Raw genomic sequence first — 17,966 nt, 5'->3', positions numbered from 1 at the left:
TCCGACGCAGCCGGGCGCCCCGACGGGGCAGCCCTGGACCCAGCCCGCGCAGGGCGGACAGCCGTCCGCCCAGCCCTCGGCACCGCAGTGGGGCCAGGCCCCGCAGCCTCCCGCGGCTCAGCCCTGGCAGTCCCCGCCGGCCTCGGGCGACGGCTCCGGTCCCGGCGCGCCGGGCTCCCCCTGGGGAGGGCCGCCCTCCCAGGGATCCTGAGCATCCTGCACCCCACCTGCAGTGATGTAGGTCGCTTCCCGCCCTCTCGATTGGCGCGAGGGTCCCGGACCCCGTAGTATTCATGGAGTCGGCAGGAACGCGACAAGCGCCCGTAGCTCAACGGATAGAGCATCTGACTACGGATCAGAAGGTTGGGGGTTCGAATCCCTCCGGGCGCACCGGATCGAAGGCCCCGTCACCGCGGTGACGGGGCCTTCGCCGTTCCGGCGGCACCACCCTCGCGATCACCCCGGAGCCGCGCCCGGGCCGTCGTCCTGCACGCGCCGGCCGCCGTCGAACCGCGGGATCCCGAGGCCCTCGGGGATGTCCTCGACGCCGCCGGTGTGCTCGCCGAAGCGCCGGATGCCCTCGGCCCAGAGCTCATGCAGCCGGTCCCCCGGATGCGCCCGCGGGTCCAGGCCCACGTCCCGGATCGCCTGGTCGAAGCAGGCGATGCCGAGGCGGTCCATCTCCTCGTGGGGCCCGTTCCCGCCGTGGATCCGCGCGACCTCCGTCTCCGTGCCGCCGCTCTCGGTGTACAGGGGCGGACCGCCGAGGGCCTCGGCGAGGTAGGCCGCGAGGCGTGCGGTGTGATCGGACCGGTATCCATGGCTGAAGGCGTGGGCGACCACCGGGTCCGCGAGCGCCCGCGCATGCCAGGCCTCCGCCAGGCGCAGCATCCCGTCGTATCCGCCGACGTCCTCGTACAACGTGCTCATGCCGCCAGGCTATACCCGCTCCCCGCGGCCCCTGCGATGCCCCGACGGGCCGCCGACACCCAGCCCGCGGTCCCCGCACATGCGAGAGGTCGATCCCTGCCGCGGGACGTCCACGCGGCAGGGATCGACCTCTTGTCGCTCCGGCAGGGCACACGGCCCTGGGCGGGTCAGCGGGACTCGATGGCCTCGCGGACGGAGCCCCAGCCCTGGAGGATGTCCCGCGCCCCCGGATCGGTCTCCGCGGCGATCGCCTGTCCGCGGGCCTCCTCGAGCAGCTCGTCGATCACGACCCGCCCGCCGCGGTCGATCGAGGCGACGGCCGCCTCCACCATCGCGAAGGACAGGATGTTCTCGTGCACCTCGCACATCGGCCGCCTGCCCTCGCGCAGCGAGGTCACGAACTCGATGACCGAGGCGTCGATCTGATCCGGCTCCGGCGCCTCCAGGGCCTGCTCGAGCGCGGACTGCAGCTCCCGGGTCGCCTCCGCGTCCTCGGTGCCGAGCACCGGCGCTCCGGTGCCGTCCCAGGTCGCCGAGCCGTGCTCCGCCCCGATCCGCCATTCGCTGTTCCAGTAGGTCGGCAGCCCGCGCGCGTTCCAGGAGCCGTGGTAGACGAACAGCGAGCCGCCGGTCATCTCGAAGGTGCAGCTGACCGTCGCGTCCCCGGCGTACACGCTCCATGGAGGGTTCGTGCCGTGCGCAGTCACGGCGACCGGATCGGTGCCCGTGATGTAGCGCGCGGTGTCGAAGGCGTGGATGCCCATGTCCCGCAGCAGCGGATGCTGCTGCTGGGCGCGGAAGCCCTCGTGCTCGTGGAAGAGCGAGAAGAACGCGCTCGTGAGCACCGTCGGCCCGTGCGCGGCGATGAACCGCTTGAGCTCGCGGACCTGCGGGAAGAAGCGCCGCGACTGGGAGACCATGAAGGGCACCCCCGTGAGCTCGGCGTGCGCCATGAGGCTCAGCGCCTCCGGGAGCGTCTCGGTGACCGGCTTCTCCCCCAGCACCGGGATCCCGGCGTGCAGGGCCTTGACGGTCACCGGGTGGTGGGCGACCGGCACGGTGGGGTTGATGATGATGTCCGCGCCGAGCTCGACGGCGAGGTCCACACCATCGGTGCCGATCGCGACCGAGCCCGGATCCGGGGCGCCGGACTGGGCGATGGACTCCGCGGGCATGCCCTCGACCAGATCGGCGACGCCGACCAGCTCGGTCACCGGGCTCGCGACGATCGATCGCGCCCACCAGCGCCCCATGCTCCCGGCGCCCACGACGACGGCGCGCAGCGGCCGTTCGCCGCCGGCGGCCGCGAGGGCGGCGTTCGGATCGGCGATCACGGATTCAGATGACACGCGTGATCGCCTCTCCCTCGGCGTCCGTCGCGCCGTCGCGGAACCAGTCCCGCGGCGCGTTCGCGATCTTCACGGGAGCGGCCTCGCGCTCCTCGGGACGGGCCCACACGACCGCGTTGGCGAGCACCCGACGGATCTCGGCCTGCCGGTAGACCGGGTAGTCCTGGTCGCCGGGGCTGAAGTAGAACATCTTGCCCTTGCCACGGCGGAACACGCAGCCCGAGCGGAACACCTCTCCGCCGGCGAAGGAGGAGATGAACACGAGCTCGTCGGGCGCGGGGATGTCGAACATCTCCCCGTACATCTCCTGGGCCGGGATGACGATGGGGTGCGGGACGCCGCGGGCGATCGGATGCGAGCCGTTCACGGTCCACACCCGTTCCTCCTCGCCCTCGTTGCGCCACAGCAGGTTGCAGGTGGTGCCCAGCAGCAGGCGGAACGGCTTCGAGTAGTGCGCCGAGTGCAGGGGGATCAGCCCCATGCCCTCGCGCACGCGCCGGGCGACCCGCTCGGCGATCTCGTCGGGCACGTCGTCATGGGCCATGTGGCCCCACCACGTGAGGACGTCGGTCTGCGCGAGCGCCTCCTCGGAGAGGGACTCCTCCACGTCGTCGAGCAGCGCGATCCGGACCTCGGCGTCGACGCCGTCGGCGGCGAGGACCTCGCGCAGGCCCTCGGCGATGACCGTGTGCATGCCCTCCGGATAGATCTCCTGGACCTTCGGGTCCACCTTCTCGTGCCTGTTCTCGCCGAACACGGCGATGCGCAAGGTCATGTGCCTCTCCCGGGAAGTGGTGGGATGAATGATTCGCAGGGACCATCGTAGGCCCTGCGCCGCACCCCGCAGCGCCCGGATCGCCCGATGAGCGGGACGGTCAGGCCCCCGGCCGCGCGGCCGGGATCTCGCGCAGCTCGGCGTTGCCCAGATGCGGCTGGGACCGATGGCTCCGCGCCGGCTCCCCTGCCGCGACGGTCAGCAGGATCTGCAGGACGTCGCCGTGGGCGACGAGCACGACGGGCGCCCCGCCGGAGGACTGCGCCGACGCCCGGGCATCGGCGAGGGCGGCGAGGGCGCGAGCGGCGACGTCCAGCGTCGTCTCCACCCCGTCCCCGGGGTGCTCGCCCGCGGCATCGGCCGCCCATACCTGGGCGTACGCGGCGGCCGGCCCCTCCTCGAAGATCCCGAAGCTCCGCTCGCGCAGACGCCGGTCGATGATCGGCTCCGCGGCGCCGAGGACGTCCGCGAACTCCCGCGCGGTCTCCGCGGCGCGTGCGAAGTCGCTGGTCACGAGGATCGCATCGGCCCCGAGCCCGGAGGCCTCCGCGGCCGCGCGCGCCTGCTCGCGGCCGCGGTCGGTCAGACCCACCTCCACGAGGGCACGCGGGCCCGGACGGCTGACGATGATGCCGGCGACGTTCGCGGTGCTCTCGCCGTGGCGGAGCACGAGGACGCGGGACATCAGGGGGAGACGATCTTGCCGGGGTTGAGGTTCCGGCCCGGATCGTTCTGCGCGAAGATCCCGCGGATCACCTCGGCGCCGAGCTCCGTGATGTCCTCCTCGATCCACGGCTGGTGCTCGGTGCCCACCGCGTGGTGGTGGGAGACCGTCGAGCCGTGCTCCATGAAGGTCTGCTGGACGCGGTTCTTGGCGCCGTAGTACTCCTCGAGCGCGGTCTCCTCCGACTCGTAGGGGATCGCGAAGGTGAAGTACAGGCAGGCGCCCCCGTGGTAGCTGTGCGACATGTGGCAGAACATGAAGCCGGGCTTGCCGACCTCCCGGCGCTGCGCGTGGAAGGCGTCGTACACGGTCGAGTGGACCTCGTTGATCATCGACCAGCTCGCGCCCGTGTCGCAGACGTCGCCGAAGACCCGGTAGCCCATGAGGAAGTCGCGCAGGTACGGGGTGTCGAACTTCTTCTGGTCGTAGATCGCGCCGGGGCCGGCGCCCAGCGTGATGCCGCCGTTGCGCTTCACGATCTTCTTGACGATCGCCTTCTCGCGCTCGACGCGCTCCTTGGTGCCCTCGAAGCACACGTAGGAGATGCACATCTCCTCGCTCGTGTCCCAGCCCTGGGAGCGGAGGTAGGCGAACAGGCCGTCCTGCACCTTGGCGGCGACCTTGCCCTTGGTGGAGGTGGGCGCCTTGACCATGGCGAGGCTGAACTCGGTCTCGGGGCCGTCGGACAGGCGCGTGAAGGTGGGCTTGACCTCGGAGCGGGCGATCGCGTGCATGCCGCGGATCCCGTGCTCCCAGTCCGGGTACATGTAGGCGATGACCTGGCGGACCGGCGCGACGCGGTGGACCTGCACGGTGCACTCGGAGATGACACCGAGGCGGCCCTCGCTGCCCAGCACCAGCTCGTGCAGGGAGGGGCCGGAGTCTCGGCCGGGGATCGCCTTGGTCTCGATGACCCCGCGCGGATGCACGACCCGCAGGCCCCGCACGATGTCCTCGATGTCGCCGTACTTGTCCGACTGCATGCCGCTCGAGCGGGTCGCCGCCCAGCCGCCCAGGGTCGAGTAGGTGAAGGAGTCCGGGAAGTGGCCCATCGTCCAGCCGCGCTCCTGCAGCTGCTCCTCGAGGTCGGGGCCGTACACGCCCGCCTCGACGCGCGCGAGGCCCGCGGTCTCGTCGATCTCCACGACCCGGTCCATGCGGCCCATGTTCAGGGTCACGACGGGGCGGGTCTCGGCGGGATCCGGTGTGACGGACCCGGAGATGCAGGACCCGCCGCCGTAGGGGATCAGGACCAGGTCCTGCTCGAGCGCGATCCGGAGGATCTGCTCGATCTCCGCCTCCGAGCCCGGATAGACCACCGCGTCGACGAGACGCTCGTACCCGCCGGCGCGCACCCGCACCAGGTCGGGGAGGGAGCGGCCGAAGGAGTGCAGCACCCGGAACTCGTCCTCGAGGACGAGGTTGTCCTCGCCGACCACGGCCGCGAGCCGGCCGCGGACCTCCTCGGGGAGGGTCGTGGCCGGCACCTCCAGCCGCGCCAGGTCGGGCTCCGGTCCCGGCTGCGCCACCTCCAGGTCGATGCCGATCTTGGTGCGCGCGAGCGGGACGAACGCCGGCTTGTTGTCGTAGCGGAAGGAGACGTCGTCCTGCCCCCAGCCCCACCACTTGTGACGACGGACCTCGCGGGCGGCAGGACGTGCCGTGCCTTCGCTCATGCGTTCTCCTCCTGGCCCCCGGCATGCGGCGTCGCCGTGCCGAGGATCTTCTCGTAGTTCTCGTCGTACAGGCCCTGCACCCGGGAGCGGATGCGCTGCATGTACTCCGCCACGGACTCGCCGTCCTCGGCGGTGATCGGCTCCCCGAAGACGACCCCCACCGGCGGGCGTCCCTTCACGGGCCAGCTGCGGCCCTTCGGCATGGCCTCGTAGCCGCCGATGATCGCCGCCGGGATCACGGGCACGCCCACTCCCGAGGCGAGAGCGGCCGCACCCGGCTTGAAGTCCTCGATCCTCCCGGTGCTCTGCCGACCGCCCTCGGGGAAGACGAGGATCGGCACGCCGGCGCGCAGCAGGCGCCGCGAGGTCCCCGCGTTCTTCCGGGAGCCGTCGCGGTCGATGGGGTACGCGTTGAACATCCAGCGCACGAACCAGCGCTTGTACCAGAGGCGGAAGAAGTAGTCCGCGGCCACGCCGGTGGACAGGAAGCGGGCCTGGGCCCACGGCAGCCCCTGGGCGAGCATCGGCGCGTCGAGGTGGCTCGTGTGGTTCGCGACCATCACGAAGGGACCGCGAACGCTCCTGACCCGGCGGTGCACGATGACGGTCTGGGTGACGTTCGCGCGCACGAGGCCCCGGAACAGCACGCGCTGCAGCACGAAGCGGACCCGGGAGCGCCAGCGCGAGCTGTACTTGCCGAGGTCGCCCGCCGGGTCCTCCCATCCCTCGGCGCGGTCGCGCGCGGACAGGGACCGGCGAGGGCGGCGCTGCGGGTCGCGGGGATCCGTGCTGCTGGTCGGCATCGGCTCAGCGCTCCTTGCTGCGGCGGTCCGAGAGCAGGGAGCTCAGCCGGTGCACGAGGGGCCGGGGGGTGCCGCGCAGCGCGGCGGAGATCAGCTTCCACCGGACGCTGGGGACGCTCATCGGCTTGCCCCGCGCGACGTCGCGCAGGCACTGCTCGACGAGGTCGTCGGCGTCCAGCCACAGGGGGTCCGGGATCGAGGAGCCGGTGATGCCGGCCCGCTCATGGAACTCGGTGCGCACCCAGCCCGGCATGAGGGCGGTCGCGATCACGCCCGTCCCCTCGAGCTGCACGCTCAGGGACTCGGAGAAGTTCGCGGCCCAGGCCTTGATCGCGGAGTAGTTGTTCTGCGTGACCTGGCTGGAGACCGAGGCGACCGTGATGATCCAGCCCCTCCCCCGCGCGGACATGGCCCGGCCCGCCGCACCGGAGAGCTTGAGCACGGCGCGCTGCATGACCTCGAAGCCGCGGTCGTGCTCGGAGATGTCCTCCGCGAGCAGGGAGGCGCGCACGGAGAAGCCGGCGTTGTTCACGAGGATGTCGACGGGGGCGTCGTCCGCGAACTCGCCGCGGTTCTCGAGGCGGTCGGCCACACGCTGCTGGTCGGCGCGGTCCGCGAGGTCCGCGACCATGGTCTCGACCTCGACGTCATAGGCGGTGGCGAGGGAGAAGGCGATGTCCTGCAGGCGCTGCGCGCTGCGGGCTACCAGGACCAGGTCCACCCCTCGCTTCGCATACGCCTTCGCGAACGCCGCTCCGATACCCGCGGTTCCACCGGTGATCAGGGCCCTGTGCATGGCGGCTACGATACACTAGCGAGGTTCTGCTCCGACCCCGCCGAGGGCCGCTGACCTGCGCGCAGAACAGCTCCTGTCCGGCCCGCATCGGCGGGCCCTCCGACCCAAGGGAACCGCTGCATGTCGAACTCGTCCCCCGCCGCCCGCCAGATCCTGCTGACCGGGGTCACCGGCTTCCTGGGCCAGGCGGTTCTGCAGTCCCTGCTCGAGAACACCCCCGACGTCCACGTCACCGCGCTCGTGCGCCCCAAGGGCTCCGTGAGCGGCATCAAGCGCCTCCAGGGCCTGCTGCGCAAGCCCGTCTTCGCCTCCTGGGCCGAACGCCTGCAGTCCGAGGGCGCCGAGGACGGCAAGGCCGCCGTGCGCGAGATCTTCGACGCCCGCGTGAGCGCGCTCGAGGGAGACCTCACCGACATGCCGGAGCTCACCGCGACCTACGACACGGTGATCCACTCCGCCTCGTCCGTGTCCTTCGACCCGCCGATCGACGAGGCCTTCCGCACCAACGTCGGCGGGGCCCGCAACCTGTACCAGGCGCTGCTGGACTCCGGGCAGGACCCGCACGTGATCCACGTGTCCACCGCGTACGTGGGCGGCATCTCCAAGGGTCTGCGGCAGGAGGGCCGCCTGGTCCACGACGTGTCATGGAAGGAGGAGTACGACGCCGCCCTCGATGCCCGCGCCCGCGTGGACGCGGAGTCCCGCCGCCCCGAGACGCTGCGCGCCCGCATGCGCACCGCCGCTCTGCGCGATGGCCGTATGGGTCCCAAGGCCGCGGCCGCCGCGACCGAGGAGGCGCGTCTGGAGTGGGTCAAGGAGCGCCTGGTCGACTTCGGCCGCACCCGCGCGCAGTCCGTGGGCTGGACCGACATCTACACCTTCACCAAGGCGATGGCCGAGCGCGTCGCCGAGGACATGTGGGCCGATGCCGGGCACCGCGTCTCCTTCGTGCGCCCCTCCATCATCGAGTCCGCGCTGCGGCGCCCCTTCCCGGGCTGGATCGACGGCTACAAGGTCGCCGACCCGCTGATCATGGCGTACGGCAAGGGCGTCCTGCCGGAGTTCCCAGGCCTCGCGGACTCGATCCTCGACATCATCCCCGTCGACTTCGTGGTCAACGTGATCGTGGCGCTCGCGACCCAGGACGTCTCCCGCCGCGGCGACGAGGCCTACTACCAGGTCGCCTCCGGCAACTCGAACCCGCTGCCCTTCCACGAGATGGTCACGGCGGTGCGCGAGTACTTCACGCAGCACCCGCTGCAGGACGACAAGGGGCGCGACATCGTCGTGCCCGAGTGGACCTTCCCCGCGGTCGACCTGGTCGAGCCGAAGTTCCGTGCCAAGGAGCTCGCGACGAGGCTGGGCCAGAGCGTCGTCGCCCATCTGCCGTCCTCGCGCCGCACCCGCGAGTGGACCTCCACCCTGCACCGGTCCTCCTCCGGCCTGACCACGCTGCGCAAGTACATCGAGCTGTACCGCCAGTACACGAAGACGGAGATGGTCTTCGACGACGCCAACACCCGCGCCCTGCGCGAGGAGCTGTCCGCCTCGTTCCTCCAGAAGCAGGACTTCGACATCACCGCCGTCGTCTGGAAGGACTACTTCCAGGACCTGCACCTCCCGGCCGTCACGGACCTGACCAAGGCGTATTCGCGCGGCCGCGCCGCCCTCAAGGCCCGCGCCGACCGTCCCGCCGGACCGCTCAAGGAGAACCCGGAGGCGCTCGCGGTCTTCGACCTCGACGGCACCGTCATCTCCACGAACGTGATCCAGCAGTACTTCGCCGTCGTCCGCGCGACGAAGCCGCCGAGCCGCTGGGCGCTCGAGCTGGGCGCCCTCGCCCGCACCGTGCCTGCCTACCTGCGGGCCGAGCAGCGCAACCGCTCCGAGCTGATCCGCATGGTCAACCGCCGCTACGAAGGCTACCGGGCCGATGACCTGCGCACGCTCCTGCAGGGCGATCTGGGGCGGAAGATCCGCGCCTCGATCCGCCCGGAGGCGCTCGCCCTCATCGAGAAGCACCGGGCCGCCGGGCATCGGACCGTGCTGGTCACCGGCGCGCTCGACGTCCTCGTCGAGCCCTTCGCGGACCTCTTCGACGATGTGGTCGCCACCACCATGGACGTGGATCGGGCCGGCTATCTCACCGGCTACCTCGCGACCCCGCCGGTCGTCGACGAGGCCCGCGCGAACTGGCTGGCCAAGTACGCGGCCCAGCACGGCGCGAACCTCAAGGCCTCCTACGGCTACGGCGACTCCATGGCCGATGCCTCCTGGCTCGAGCTCGTCGGCACCCCCTCCGCCGTCTCCCCCGACCTGGGCCTGTACTCGGTCGCGAAGAAGAAGCGCTGGGCCATCCTCGAGTGGTGACGTGGACATGAGCGCGGCGAACCGGATCGGTGGGGATCCGGTTCGCCGCGCTCATGTGACCGGGGGCCGCGCCCGGCGGATGCCCGCCCTGCTCAGCCGGTGTTCTTCATGCCGGCGGCGACGCCGTTGATCGTCGTCAGGAGCGCGCGCTGCGTCTCCTCGTCGACCTCCTCGCCGCGCTCGGCCGCGGCGCGGACGCGCTGCAGCATCGCGACCTGCATGTAGGAGATCGGGTCGAGGTAGCGGTCGCGCACCGCGAGGGTGCGCTTGAGGACCGGCTGCCCGTCCAGCAGGTTCAGCACGCCGGTCAGCCGCTCCATCTCCGCGACGGTCAGCTCGTACTCGGCGCGGATCCTCTCGAACAGCGGCCACAGGCGCTCCGGCACGAGGGAGTGCACGTAGTGCGCGGCGATGGCCATGTCGGTCTTCGCGAGCGTCATCTCCACGTTGCTGATCACCGTGCGGAAGAAGTGCCAGTGCCGAAGCATCTCGTGGAGGTCCTCCTCGAGACCGGCCTCGCGCGCCGCCTTGAGGCCGGTGCCCACCCCGAACCAGCCGGGCACGATCTGACGGGACTGGGTCCAGCCGAACACCCAGGGGATCGCCCGCAGACCGCCCAGTCCCTTGTCGGAGCTGGTGCGCTTGGAGGGGCGGGAACCGATGTTGAGCTCGCCCAGCTGCTCGACCGGCGTGGACGTCACGAAGTACTCGGGCAGGTCCGGGTCGTCCGCAAGGGTGCGGTAGCGGGCGAACGACGCATCGGACACCTTCTGCATGACCTCGCCGAAGTGCTCGAGCTGCTCGGGCGTGGAGCGCGGGCGCGTATGCAGCGCGGAGCCCTCCAGCACGGCGGCCAGCGACAGGTCCAGGTTCTCCCGGGCCAGCGTCGGCAGCATGTACTTGTCGGAGATGACCTCGCCCTGCTCGGTGAACTTGATCTCGCCCTCGAGCACGCCGTAGGGCTGGGCGAGGATCGCGTCATAGGTGGGGCCGCCGCCACGGCCCACGGAGCCGCCGCGGCCGTGGAACAGCCGCAGGGTCACGCCGTGGCGTGCGGCCACGTCGCGCAGCGAGCGCTGGGCCTGGTGGATCTCCCACTGGCTCGTGAACACCCCGGCGTCCTTGTTGCCGTCGGAGTAGCCGAGCATGACCTCCTGCAGGTCGCCGCGCAGGCGGACGATCTCCCGGTAGGAGGGGTCGCTGAGCAGCTCGTCGAGGATCTCTCCCGCATGACGCAGCTCCGCGACCTCCTCGAGCAGCGGGGCGAAGCCGATGTCGGCGCGGTTCTCGTCCCCGCCGGGCAGGGTCACGAGCCCGGCCTCCCGGGCGAGCAGCGCCACGGCGAGGATGTCGTCGGCACCGTGCGTCATCGAGACGATGTAGGTCTCGATGCACGACTGGCCGTAGCGCCGGTGCGCATCGCGGATCTCGCCGAAGACCCGGTACGTCGTCCGGGTCGCCTCGTCGAGGATGGTCTCGTCCTCGCTGAGGGCGGTGCCGACCAGCGGGCGCCGGCTTGCGAGCTCGGCCGAGAGCACCCGGGTGCGGGCCTCGCGGCTGAGCTGCAGGTAGGGCACCTCGAGCTCGCCGACGCGGTCGAACAGGCGGGCGAGCACGTCGTGGTGCTTCTCGGAGTGCTCGCGCACGTCGAGGATCGCGAGGTTCAGACCGGAGCCGGCGAGGACCTGCTGGAACAGGGCGATGGCGCCGTCCGCCGCGCGCTTGCCGCCGTGGCGGGCGAGGGCGCCGCGCAGCACCGCGAAGTCGTCCTGCAGCTCGTCGCCGTCGCGGTAGTCGCGACCGGGGACGTGCGCCTCGCCCGAGCGGATGCGCTCGCGGGTCGCCACGAGCTTCGCCCGCATGGTTCCGAGCTTGAGCCGGTAGGGCTCCTCCTCGAAGAGGTGCTGCTGCACGTCGTCGATGTCGGAGTCGAAGGCGAGGTCGGCGGCGAGGCTCGCGCGCAGCTCCTCGTCCTCCCCGGTCAGGGCACTCGAGATGGACAGGTCGCCGATCAGCTCGTTGACGAAGCCGATCGCGATGTCGACCGCGGACTCCGCCTGCATCTGCAGCACCTCGCGGGTGACCTGCGCGGTGACGAACGGGTTGCCGTCGCGGTCGCCGCCGATCCACGAGCCGAAGCGCAGGGGCACCTGGCGCTCGCGGAGGTCCGCGCCATGGACCCGCAGCTCCTCGCGCAGATCGCCGAGGAAGCCCGGCATGGTCTGCGTGTACAGCTGACGCAGGTAGTACAGGACGTTGCGGGACTCGTCCTGCGGGGTGGGGCGCTCGCGGCGCAGCTCGTCGGTCTGCCACAGCGACTCGATCAGCTCGGCCAGCACGTGGTCCTGGCGGCGGCGCTCGGGGGTGCCCTCCTCCGTGTCCGTCTCCAGGACGTCGGAGATCTTCCGGAGCTTGGTGAGCACTGCCCGTCGGGAGGCCTCGGTCGGGTGGGCGGTGAAGATGAGACGCACGTCGAGGGAGTCGACCGCGGCCTGCAGGCCGTCCGCGCCGATCTCCTCGGCGACGGCCGCGACGGTGCGCGGTACCCAGGAATCGGCGCCGGCCCGCTCGCGCAGGGCCCGGACGCGGTAGACCTGCTCGGCGGCATTGGCCAGCAGGAAGTACTGGGCGAAGGCGCGGGTCAGGGCGGTGGCCTGCTCGAGCGGCAGCGCCGCCAGGCGCTCCTGGACGGCGAGCGCGTCCTCGGTGCGGCCGGACGCCTTGGCGTCCTTCGTCTGGCGGCGGACGTCCTCGACCAGCTCGAGCATCTCCGGGCCGTGCTGGTCGGCGAGGATGCGTCCCAGCAGGGTGGACAGGCGACGCACGGTCGCGCGCAGCGGCGCGTCGATGTGCGGATCGTCCCCGGCGACGGGGAACTCGCTGGTGAGGGTGGGAACGCTGAAAGCAGCGGTGTCGGGCACGGAGCCTCCTGAGGTTCGGCGCACCGGATCGGCCGTCCACGCACGCGGCGAAGCGGCCGGTCGGCACTGAACGGACGGGAAAAGAGTACCGTTCCGGCCGAGGCATTCCGCCCGCTGTCCCCATTCTGGGAGATTCCCAGCATCAGGCCAGGTCAGGGGGCGCGAAGCTCCTCGGGGACGCTCGTGACGGCCGTGAGGAGGAACACGGAGTCCTCGCGCGCCTCGACGCCATGGCGCTCCTGCGGGATCCGGGAGATCTGCCCCGAGGAGAGCTCCATCTCGCCGGACTCCGTCGTCAGCGCGATCCGACCCAGCAGCACCTGCAGGCTCGCCGCCGGCGGCGCGTTGTGCTCGGAGAGGCGGGATCCCGAGGCGAGGGCGAGCAGGGTCTGGCGCAGCACGCCGTCATGGATGATCAGCTCGGCGCTGCGGCCGTGCTCCGCGGCGCGCGCCGCCCACAGGTGGCGCTCGACGAGCTCGGGGATGCTGGGGATGTCCACGGGGCCTCCTGACCTGCCGGGTGCGCGTGCCGCCACTGTAGCCCCGGAGAACGCGCGAGGCCCCCGGAATGATCCCGGGGGCCTCGCGCGTGCGGCGGAGACGAGAGGATTTGAACCTCCGAGGCGGTTTATCACCACCTACTCCCTTAGCAGGGGAGCGCATTCGGCCGCTCTGCCACGTCTCCTGGTGCCATGGACCGCGGTCCGGGCACGCCGGATCAGCCTACCGGAGCCGGAGGCTGTGGCCAAAAGCGCGGGATGCGGTTCCCGTCACGTCGCGCCCGGGCGCGGGTGCGCGCTCAGTTGAAGCCGATGTACCGCCGCGCGATCCGGTACGAGGAGCGCACGAGCATCTCCCCGCCGCGGCCGGGGACGGACAGCAGGATCCCGGTGGGCGAGCGGCGGAAGGCCCGGTACACCTTCGGGTCGGTGCGGCGCACGAACTGCAGCAGGTCGCGGCGGTCGCGACGCGACTCCTCCGTGCCCGCGAGGGCCGTGAGCGTGAGCGAGACGCTGCACACGATGGTCGCGTAGTGCAGCAGGTAGCGGCGGTGGCGGCGGTCGTCGATCTCGCGGGACCGCAGCGCCTGGACGAGCAGGCGGTTCACGCGCAGCTGCTGGTCGATGCGGGTGAGCATGACCTTCTCCTGCACGGACTGGTCCTCACGGCCGATGAAGTACCGGTACAGGTCCAGGTCGAGATAGGCCAGGGTGCGCACCTCGCGCAGCGGGATCGCGGCCATGAGGTTGTCGACGTAGAAGGTGTGCGGCGGGAAGGAGACCCCGGAGCGGCGCAGCACCTCGAGCCGGTAGGTGAGGGCGTGCATGAGGAGGTAGCGCCCGGTGCGGGGACGGGCGAGGTCCTCCCAGGTGCAGATCCGTCCCGCGGGGATGAAGGAGCCGTAGCGGACGCTGCGGCTCGAGCCGAGGCCCTCGTTCTCGTACACGTAGTTGGTGATGACGACGTCGGGCTCGGTGCCGGCCTCGATCCAGGCGCGCAGCCCGCGGAGATAGTCCGCGAGGGCGGACGGGTCGGTCCAGTCGTCGCTGTCGAGCACCTTCACGTAGGTGCCGCGGGCGACCCCGATGCCGCTGTCCATCGCGGCGCCGTGCCCGCCGTTCTCCCGGTGGACGGCGCGGACCCGCTCCGGATGATCGCGTACGTAGGCCTCGATCAGCTGCGGGGTCGCATCGGTCGAGCCGTCGTTGACCAGCACGACCTCGATGTCGTCGGGCGCCCGCAGCAGCGGCTCGACGGCACGGTGGAGGTAGTCGGCCGAGTTGTAGCAGGGGATCACGAAGGTGACCAGCGCCTGCACGGGACCTGCTGCCTCGTTCACAGACCGAGCTTCTCCTGCAGCAGGGCGATGTGCTTCGGCGTTCCCACCCGGTACTTCACGAAGGTCAGCACGCCGGATCCGTCGACCGCGAAGGTCGAGCGGATCGTGCCCTCGACGAGCTTGCCGTACATGTTCTTCTCGCCCCAGGCGCCGTAGGCGGTCATCACCGCGTGCGTCGGGTCCGACGCGAGGGTGTAGGGCAGGTCCTGCTCGGCGACGAAGCGGTCGAGCTCGGGCACGGGGTCCGGCGAGATGCCGATCACCCGGTATCCGGCGTCGAGGAACATGCGGTGGTTGTCCCGCAGGTCGCAGGCCTGCCTGGTGCACAGGCTCGTGTTGGCAGCGGGATAGAACCAGATCAGCGCGGGTGCGCCGCGCAGCTCGTCGAGGCTGATGCGGCCTCCGCCGGCGGTCTCGAGGTCGAAGGCGGGTGCGGCGTCGCCGACGGCGAGCTTGACGGGCGGGGTGCTCACGAGTGCTGCTCTCCTTCGCCGCGGGGGCGGCGGGTCATGTCGTCCTTGGCCCCAGTATCCCCCGGATGCCCGGCGGGGTCGGGATCGGCACGGGAGGGATGTGCCACGATGGTCCGGCGCCCCGGCCGGGGCGGGCGTGCGAGGAGGTCGAGGTGCTCAGCTCCATCATCATGGCCGTCCTGTGGTGGGCGGTGTTCTGGTGGGTGTTCCATCGGGATCGGCGCAGGCTGCGCAACGGGTTGCTGCTCATCGTCGCCGCGTGGTCGACGATCTCCCTGCTGCTGGAGCTGATCGCGCAGACCCTGCCGGGCGGGGGGCTCCTCGTGCTGGCGGCGATGCTGAGCGTGTTCCCCGGCGTGATCGCGCTCGCCGTGTACCTGATCGCGAACGGGCTCACGATGTTCCGGAAGGAGGGACGCAGCCTCGGCAATGCGCTCTCGCTGCTGGCGGGGACGGGGATCCTGGTCTCCCCCGTCCTCGCGGGCATCCTCGTGTTCACGGGGCGCCCGCTCGGCATCGTGCTCGGCGTGATGATCGGCCTGGTGGGCCTGCACCTGGGCCTCGCGTTCCTGACCTTCCTGGCGGCGTCCCTGCTCTATCAGCACTTCCCGAGGCGGCTCGACTCGACGGGAGTGATCGTCCACGGTGCCGGGCTGATCCGCGGGAAGGTCACGCCGCTGCTGCGCGGGCGCCTGGATGCGGGGGTCGCGAAGCGGGAGGAGCTGCTCTCCCGCGGGATCGATGCGCTGCTCGTGCCCTCGGGAGGCCAGGGCGCCGATGAACCGCGCTCGGAGGGCGAGGCGATGGCGGAGTACCTCGTGCAGGAGGCCGGGGTCCCGGCGGATCGGGTGCTCGTCGAGGGAGCCTCGCGGACCACGGAGGAGAACCTGGCGTTCTCGCACCGGCTGCTCGAGCAGCACGGGCACACGGGCCCGTTCACGGTCGTGACCAGCCGCTACCATGCCTTCCGCGCCGCCTTGATCGCACGGAGCCTCGGCTACGAGGACGAGGCGATCGGCGGGCCCACGGCCTCCTACTACGTCCCGAGCGCGACGCTGCGGGAGTTCGTGGCGGTCATGACGTACCGCCGCTGGTGGAACCTGGTCGCGCTGATCCCGTCGATCGCCGTCACGGCGCTGCTGGCCCTCGCGGTGCTCGCGGCCTCCTGAGCCGGAGCTCCCCCGGGGGACGCTCCCGGCTCAGCGCCGGGCGTCGATCCGGCGCACGCCGCGCCAGGCCAGCGGGATGAGGACCGCGGCGATCGCGGCCTTGACCACGCCGCCCAGCAGGAACGGGGTCACCCCGGCCTGCAGGATCTGGCCGAGGTCGTACCGGCGCCCAGGACGAGGTTCAGGATCGCGGCCATGTACGGCACACCCAGGAGGAAGGGCACGACGCTCGCGGCGACGAATCCGACGAAGGCCTTCCAGGAGCGGCGGTCCCAGGAGCGCTCGGCGAAGGCCCCGGCCACGTAGGCGGCGGGGATGAAGCCGATGATGAAGCCGAAGCTGGGCAGCAGGACGGAGGCCGGGCCGCCCGCGAAGCCTGCGAAGACGGGAGCACCTGCGAGGCCGACGAGCATGTAGGTCACCAGCGCGGCGGCGCCGCGCCGCGCGCCGAGGGCGGCGCCGACGACGATCACGGCGAGGGTCTGCCCGGTGATCGGGACGATGGGGAGCGGGATCGTCACCTGGGCGAGCAGGGCGACGACGGCGGCACCCGCCGCGACGAGCGCGGCATCGGTCAGCCACGTGGCGCGGGGCACCACGGCATCGGCCAGGACGGGACGGCGGGCCGGGACGGCGATCGCGGACATCTGACTCCTCGGGGGTTCCGGTGGGCGGACGCCCCACAGTAGCTCAGCCCGCGATCGGCTCCGGGCGACGACGTCCCCTCCCCCGTCCCACCCCCCGATTACCTCCCTCCGTCGGGCGGCGTGCATGATGGAGCGGTGGCCGAGATCACGCCGGCCCGGGGGATGCAGGAACGGAGCGAGGACGAGGATGACGAACACGACCGCGGAACGACCCCGCCGCCAGGAGGCGGACCTGCGCCTCGCACGGCGGATCATCGGACTGGTCCTGCTCGCGGCGACGGCCGCGCAGGCTGCGCTGTGGATCCTGCCCAAGGGCGACATCCCGGCGCTGTGGCTGCTGTGCGCGGTGCCGGCGGCCGTGTTCCTGGCCCTCGTCTGGGTGCTCGCCGATCCCCGGGACAGGGAGTCGGCGTCCCTGGGGCTGCGGATCGCGGCGTGCGCGATCCTCGCGGTGCTGTGGATGGGCGGTCTGATGTTCTTCACGGGCTTCGAGGGGCTGAACCCGGTCCTGAGCTTCGTGTGGCAGGCGGGGTTCATGCTGTGGCCGCTGCTCATGGCCGTGGGGCTGCTGGCGCGCGTGCTGCTGCGCCGCATGGTCCCGGCCGCCTCGCGCCGCGATGCGGTGGAGGCGAACCGGAGGCGGGAGATCGCCTACGAGCAGCGTCTCGAGCGGGAGATGAACAGCCAGCTCTCCCCGACCGCCCCGGGACGGACGACGGGCTTCGAGCCCGCGGCTCTCGCGGACGTCGAGCTGGGCGACGCCCCCTTCCTGCACGGGGTGCCCGGCGCGGGCCTGGCGGGCTCGGGGTTCGGGCAGGAGCAGATCGACAAGGGCCAGCAGGGCGAGATGAACTTCGCCCGCGCTCTCGCCCGGGCCGGGTCCCTCTCCCGTTTCGCGACGTTCTGGTCGGTGCAGATGCCCGACGAGACCGTCGGGGCCAGCACCCGCTTCTCCTCCGACATCGACTGCGTGCTGGTCACGGGCCGGACGGTGTACCTGCTGGACATGAAGAACTACACCCAGGGCGATGTGACGTGGTTCGTCGAGGACGGGCACCTGCGCATGGTCGACAACCCCACGGGCGGGTACATCGGCCGGCCCCGGGAGATGAGCCGGAACATGGAGCTGGCCGCGAGCCGGGTCCGTCAGAAGCTCGTGGATCTCGGGATCCGCCGGCGCGTCGAGCCGCTCGTGGTGTTCATGCCGACCGAGGCCGGGCTCGGCACCATCGATCCGGGGATCCGGTGGCCGGGCGACGTCCCGGCGCGCGGGCTGGACACGGTGCTCGAGCAGCTCTCGGCAGAGCCGGACTTCGACCCGCGCTCCCCGGACAGCGAGCACCTCGTGCGGGTCTTCCGCTGGCTCGTCAAGGATGAGTCCGGGACCGCGCCCCGACCCGGCGCCCAGGACGAGGTTCAGGATCGCGGCCATGTACGGCACACCCAGGAGGAAGGGCACGACGCTCGCGGCGACGAATCCGACGAAGGCCTTC

The 17,966-nt window shown here is 71.5% G+C and carries 14 protein-coding genes, 2 tRNA genes and 2 pseudogenes; 5 read left to right on the top strand and 13 right to left on the bottom strand.

Annotated features, from left to right (window positions below; translation table 11 throughout):
• Both ACFFF6_RS19525 and ACFFF6_RS19520 read left to right on the top strand, forming a co-directional pair.
• Positions 1–211: pseudogene (locus tag ACFFF6_RS19525) on the top strand (hypothetical protein); the annotation flags it as partial.
• 106 nt (positions 212–317) lie between these two features.
• A tRNA-Arg gene (locus ACFFF6_RS19520) sits at positions 318–390 on the top strand.
• A 66-nt stretch (positions 391–456) separates the two neighbouring features.
• Here the strand turns inward: ACFFF6_RS19520 and ACFFF6_RS19515 are convergent.
• From ACFFF6_RS19515 to ACFFF6_RS19485, 7 genes are all read right to left on the bottom strand, one after another.
• Entirely contained in the window at positions 457–930 is a 474-nt protein-coding gene (locus ACFFF6_RS19515; RefSeq protein WP_376983191.1) for a globin domain-containing protein, read from the bottom strand.
• A 167-nt stretch (positions 931–1,097) separates the two neighbouring features.
• Positions 1,098–2,279, bottom strand: a complete 1,182-nt coding sequence (locus tag ACFFF6_RS19510; protein ID WP_376983190.1) for a Gfo/Idh/MocA family protein — start codon at positions 2,277–2,279, stop codon at positions 1,098–1,100.
• Positions 2,269–3,054, bottom strand: a complete 786-nt coding sequence (locus ACFFF6_RS19505) for a ThuA domain-containing protein (protein ID WP_376983189.1) — start codon at positions 3,052–3,054, stop codon at positions 2,269–2,271. Before ACFFF6_RS19505 ends, ACFFF6_RS19510 begins: the two co-directional genes overlap by 11 nt.
• A 100-nt stretch (positions 3,055–3,154) precedes the next feature.
• Positions 3,155–3,739 carry a histidine phosphatase family protein gene (locus ACFFF6_RS19500; protein ID WP_376983188.1) on the bottom strand — a complete coding sequence of 195 codons (585 nt, stop codon included), beginning with the start codon at positions 3,737–3,739 and terminating at the stop codon, positions 3,155–3,157.
• Positions 3,739–5,454 carry an FAD-binding oxidoreductase gene (locus tag ACFFF6_RS19495; protein WP_376983187.1) on the bottom strand — a complete coding sequence of 572 codons (1,716 nt, stop codon included), beginning with the start codon at positions 5,452–5,454 and terminating at the stop codon, positions 3,739–3,741. Before ACFFF6_RS19495 ends, ACFFF6_RS19500 begins: the two co-directional genes overlap by 1 nt.
• A complete protein-coding gene (locus ACFFF6_RS19490) occupies positions 5,451–6,257 on the bottom strand; it encodes a lysophospholipid acyltransferase family protein (RefSeq protein ID WP_376983186.1) in 807 nt (268 codons plus the stop codon). The genes ACFFF6_RS19495 and ACFFF6_RS19490 overlap by 4 nt, the downstream gene beginning before the upstream one ends.
• 4 nt (positions 6,258–6,261) lie before the next feature.
• Positions 6,262–7,053: an SDR family NAD(P)-dependent oxidoreductase gene (locus ACFFF6_RS19485; protein ID WP_376983185.1), complete on the bottom strand. Its 792-nt coding sequence runs from the start codon at positions 7,051–7,053 to the stop codon at positions 6,262–6,264.
• A gap of 120 nt (positions 7,054–7,173) precedes the next feature.
• Here ACFFF6_RS19485 and ACFFF6_RS19480 point away from each other — a divergent pair, with 120 nt between their 5' ends.
• Entirely contained in the window at positions 7,174–9,423 is a 2,250-nt protein-coding gene (locus tag ACFFF6_RS19480) for an HAD-IB family hydrolase (protein WP_376983184.1), read from the top strand.
• A gap of 92 nt (positions 9,424–9,515) precedes the next feature.
• Here ACFFF6_RS19480 and ppc read toward each other — a convergent pair whose 3' ends face one another.
• The 5 genes from ppc to ACFFF6_RS19455 form a co-directional block, all read right to left on the bottom strand.
• Complete coding sequence (gene ppc, locus ACFFF6_RS19475; protein WP_376983183.1) at positions 9,516–12,344, bottom strand: phosphoenolpyruvate carboxylase; 2,829 nt, start codon at positions 12,342–12,344, stop codon at positions 9,516–9,518.
• Between the two features lie 152 nt (positions 12,345–12,496).
• Complete coding sequence (locus ACFFF6_RS19470) at positions 12,497–12,844, bottom strand: cupin domain-containing protein (protein ID WP_376983182.1); 348 nt, start codon at positions 12,842–12,844, stop codon at positions 12,497–12,499.
• A gap of 95 nt (positions 12,845–12,939) precedes the next feature.
• Positions 12,940–13,029: transfer RNA gene (locus tag ACFFF6_RS19465), tRNA-Ser, on the bottom strand.
• Positions 13,030–13,143: 114 nt separating this feature from the next.
• Positions 13,144–14,184, bottom strand: a complete 1,041-nt coding sequence (locus tag ACFFF6_RS19460; RefSeq protein ID WP_376983181.1) for a glycosyltransferase family 2 protein — start codon at positions 14,182–14,184, stop codon at positions 13,144–13,146.
• A complete protein-coding gene (locus ACFFF6_RS19455) occupies positions 14,181–14,657 on the bottom strand; it encodes a peroxiredoxin (RefSeq protein ID WP_376983180.1) in 477 nt (158 codons plus the stop codon). The genes ACFFF6_RS19460 and ACFFF6_RS19455 overlap by 4 nt, the downstream gene beginning before the upstream one ends.
• 152 nt (positions 14,658–14,809) lie before the next feature.
• Between ACFFF6_RS19455 and ACFFF6_RS19450 the strand changes: the two genes are divergently transcribed.
• On the top strand, positions 14,810–15,826 hold the full coding sequence (locus ACFFF6_RS19450; protein ID WP_376983179.1) for a YdcF family protein: 1,017 nt from the start codon (positions 14,810–14,812) through the stop codon (positions 15,824–15,826).
• 30 nt (positions 15,827–15,856) lie between these two features.
• Here ACFFF6_RS19450 and ACFFF6_RS19445 read toward each other — a convergent pair.
• Positions 15,857–16,473 (bottom strand): annotated as a pseudogene (locus tag ACFFF6_RS19445) (biotin transporter BioY).
• Positions 16,474–16,660: 187 nt separating this feature from the next.
• Here ACFFF6_RS19445 and ACFFF6_RS19440 point away from each other — a divergent pair.
• On the top strand, positions 16,661–17,966 hold a 1,306-nt coding region (locus tag ACFFF6_RS19440; RefSeq protein ID WP_376983178.1), incomplete at its 3' end, for a nuclease-related domain-containing protein.

The organism is Brachybacterium hainanense (assembly GCF_042434575.1).
In the GTDB taxonomy this organism is placed as follows: Bacteria; Actinomycetota; Actinomycetes; order Actinomycetales; family Dermabacteraceae; genus Brachybacterium; species Brachybacterium hainanense.
Note: the sequence above shows the minus strand (reverse complement) of the source record. Positions and strands in the feature narration are given on the sequence as shown.

Coding starts and splice junctions, on each gene's coding strand:
- ACFFF6_RS19515 (WP_376983191.1), bottom strand. CDS start 930: ATGAGCACGTTGTACGAGGACGTCGGCGGATACGACGGGATGCTGCGC.
- ACFFF6_RS19505 (WP_376983189.1), bottom strand. CDS start 3,054: ATGACCTTGCGCATCGCCGTGTTCGGCGAGAACAGGCACGAGAAGGTG.
- ACFFF6_RS19500 (WP_376983188.1), bottom strand. CDS start 3,739: ATGTCCCGCGTCCTCGTGCTCCGCCACGGCGAGAGCACCGCGAACGTC.
- ACFFF6_RS19495 (WP_376983187.1), bottom strand. CDS start 5,454: ATGAGCGAAGGCACGGCACGTCCTGCCGCCCGCGAGGTCCGTCGTCAC.
- ACFFF6_RS19490 (WP_376983186.1), bottom strand. CDS start 6,257: ATGCCGACCAGCAGCACGGATCCCCGCGACCCGCAGCGCCGCCCTCGC.
- ACFFF6_RS19485 (WP_376983185.1), bottom strand. CDS start 7,053: ATGCACAGGGCCCTGATCACCGGTGGAACCGCGGGTATCGGAGCGGCG.
- ACFFF6_RS19480 (WP_376983184.1), top strand. CDS start 7,174: ATGTCGAACTCGTCCCCCGCCGCCCGCCAGATCCTGCTGACCGGGGTC.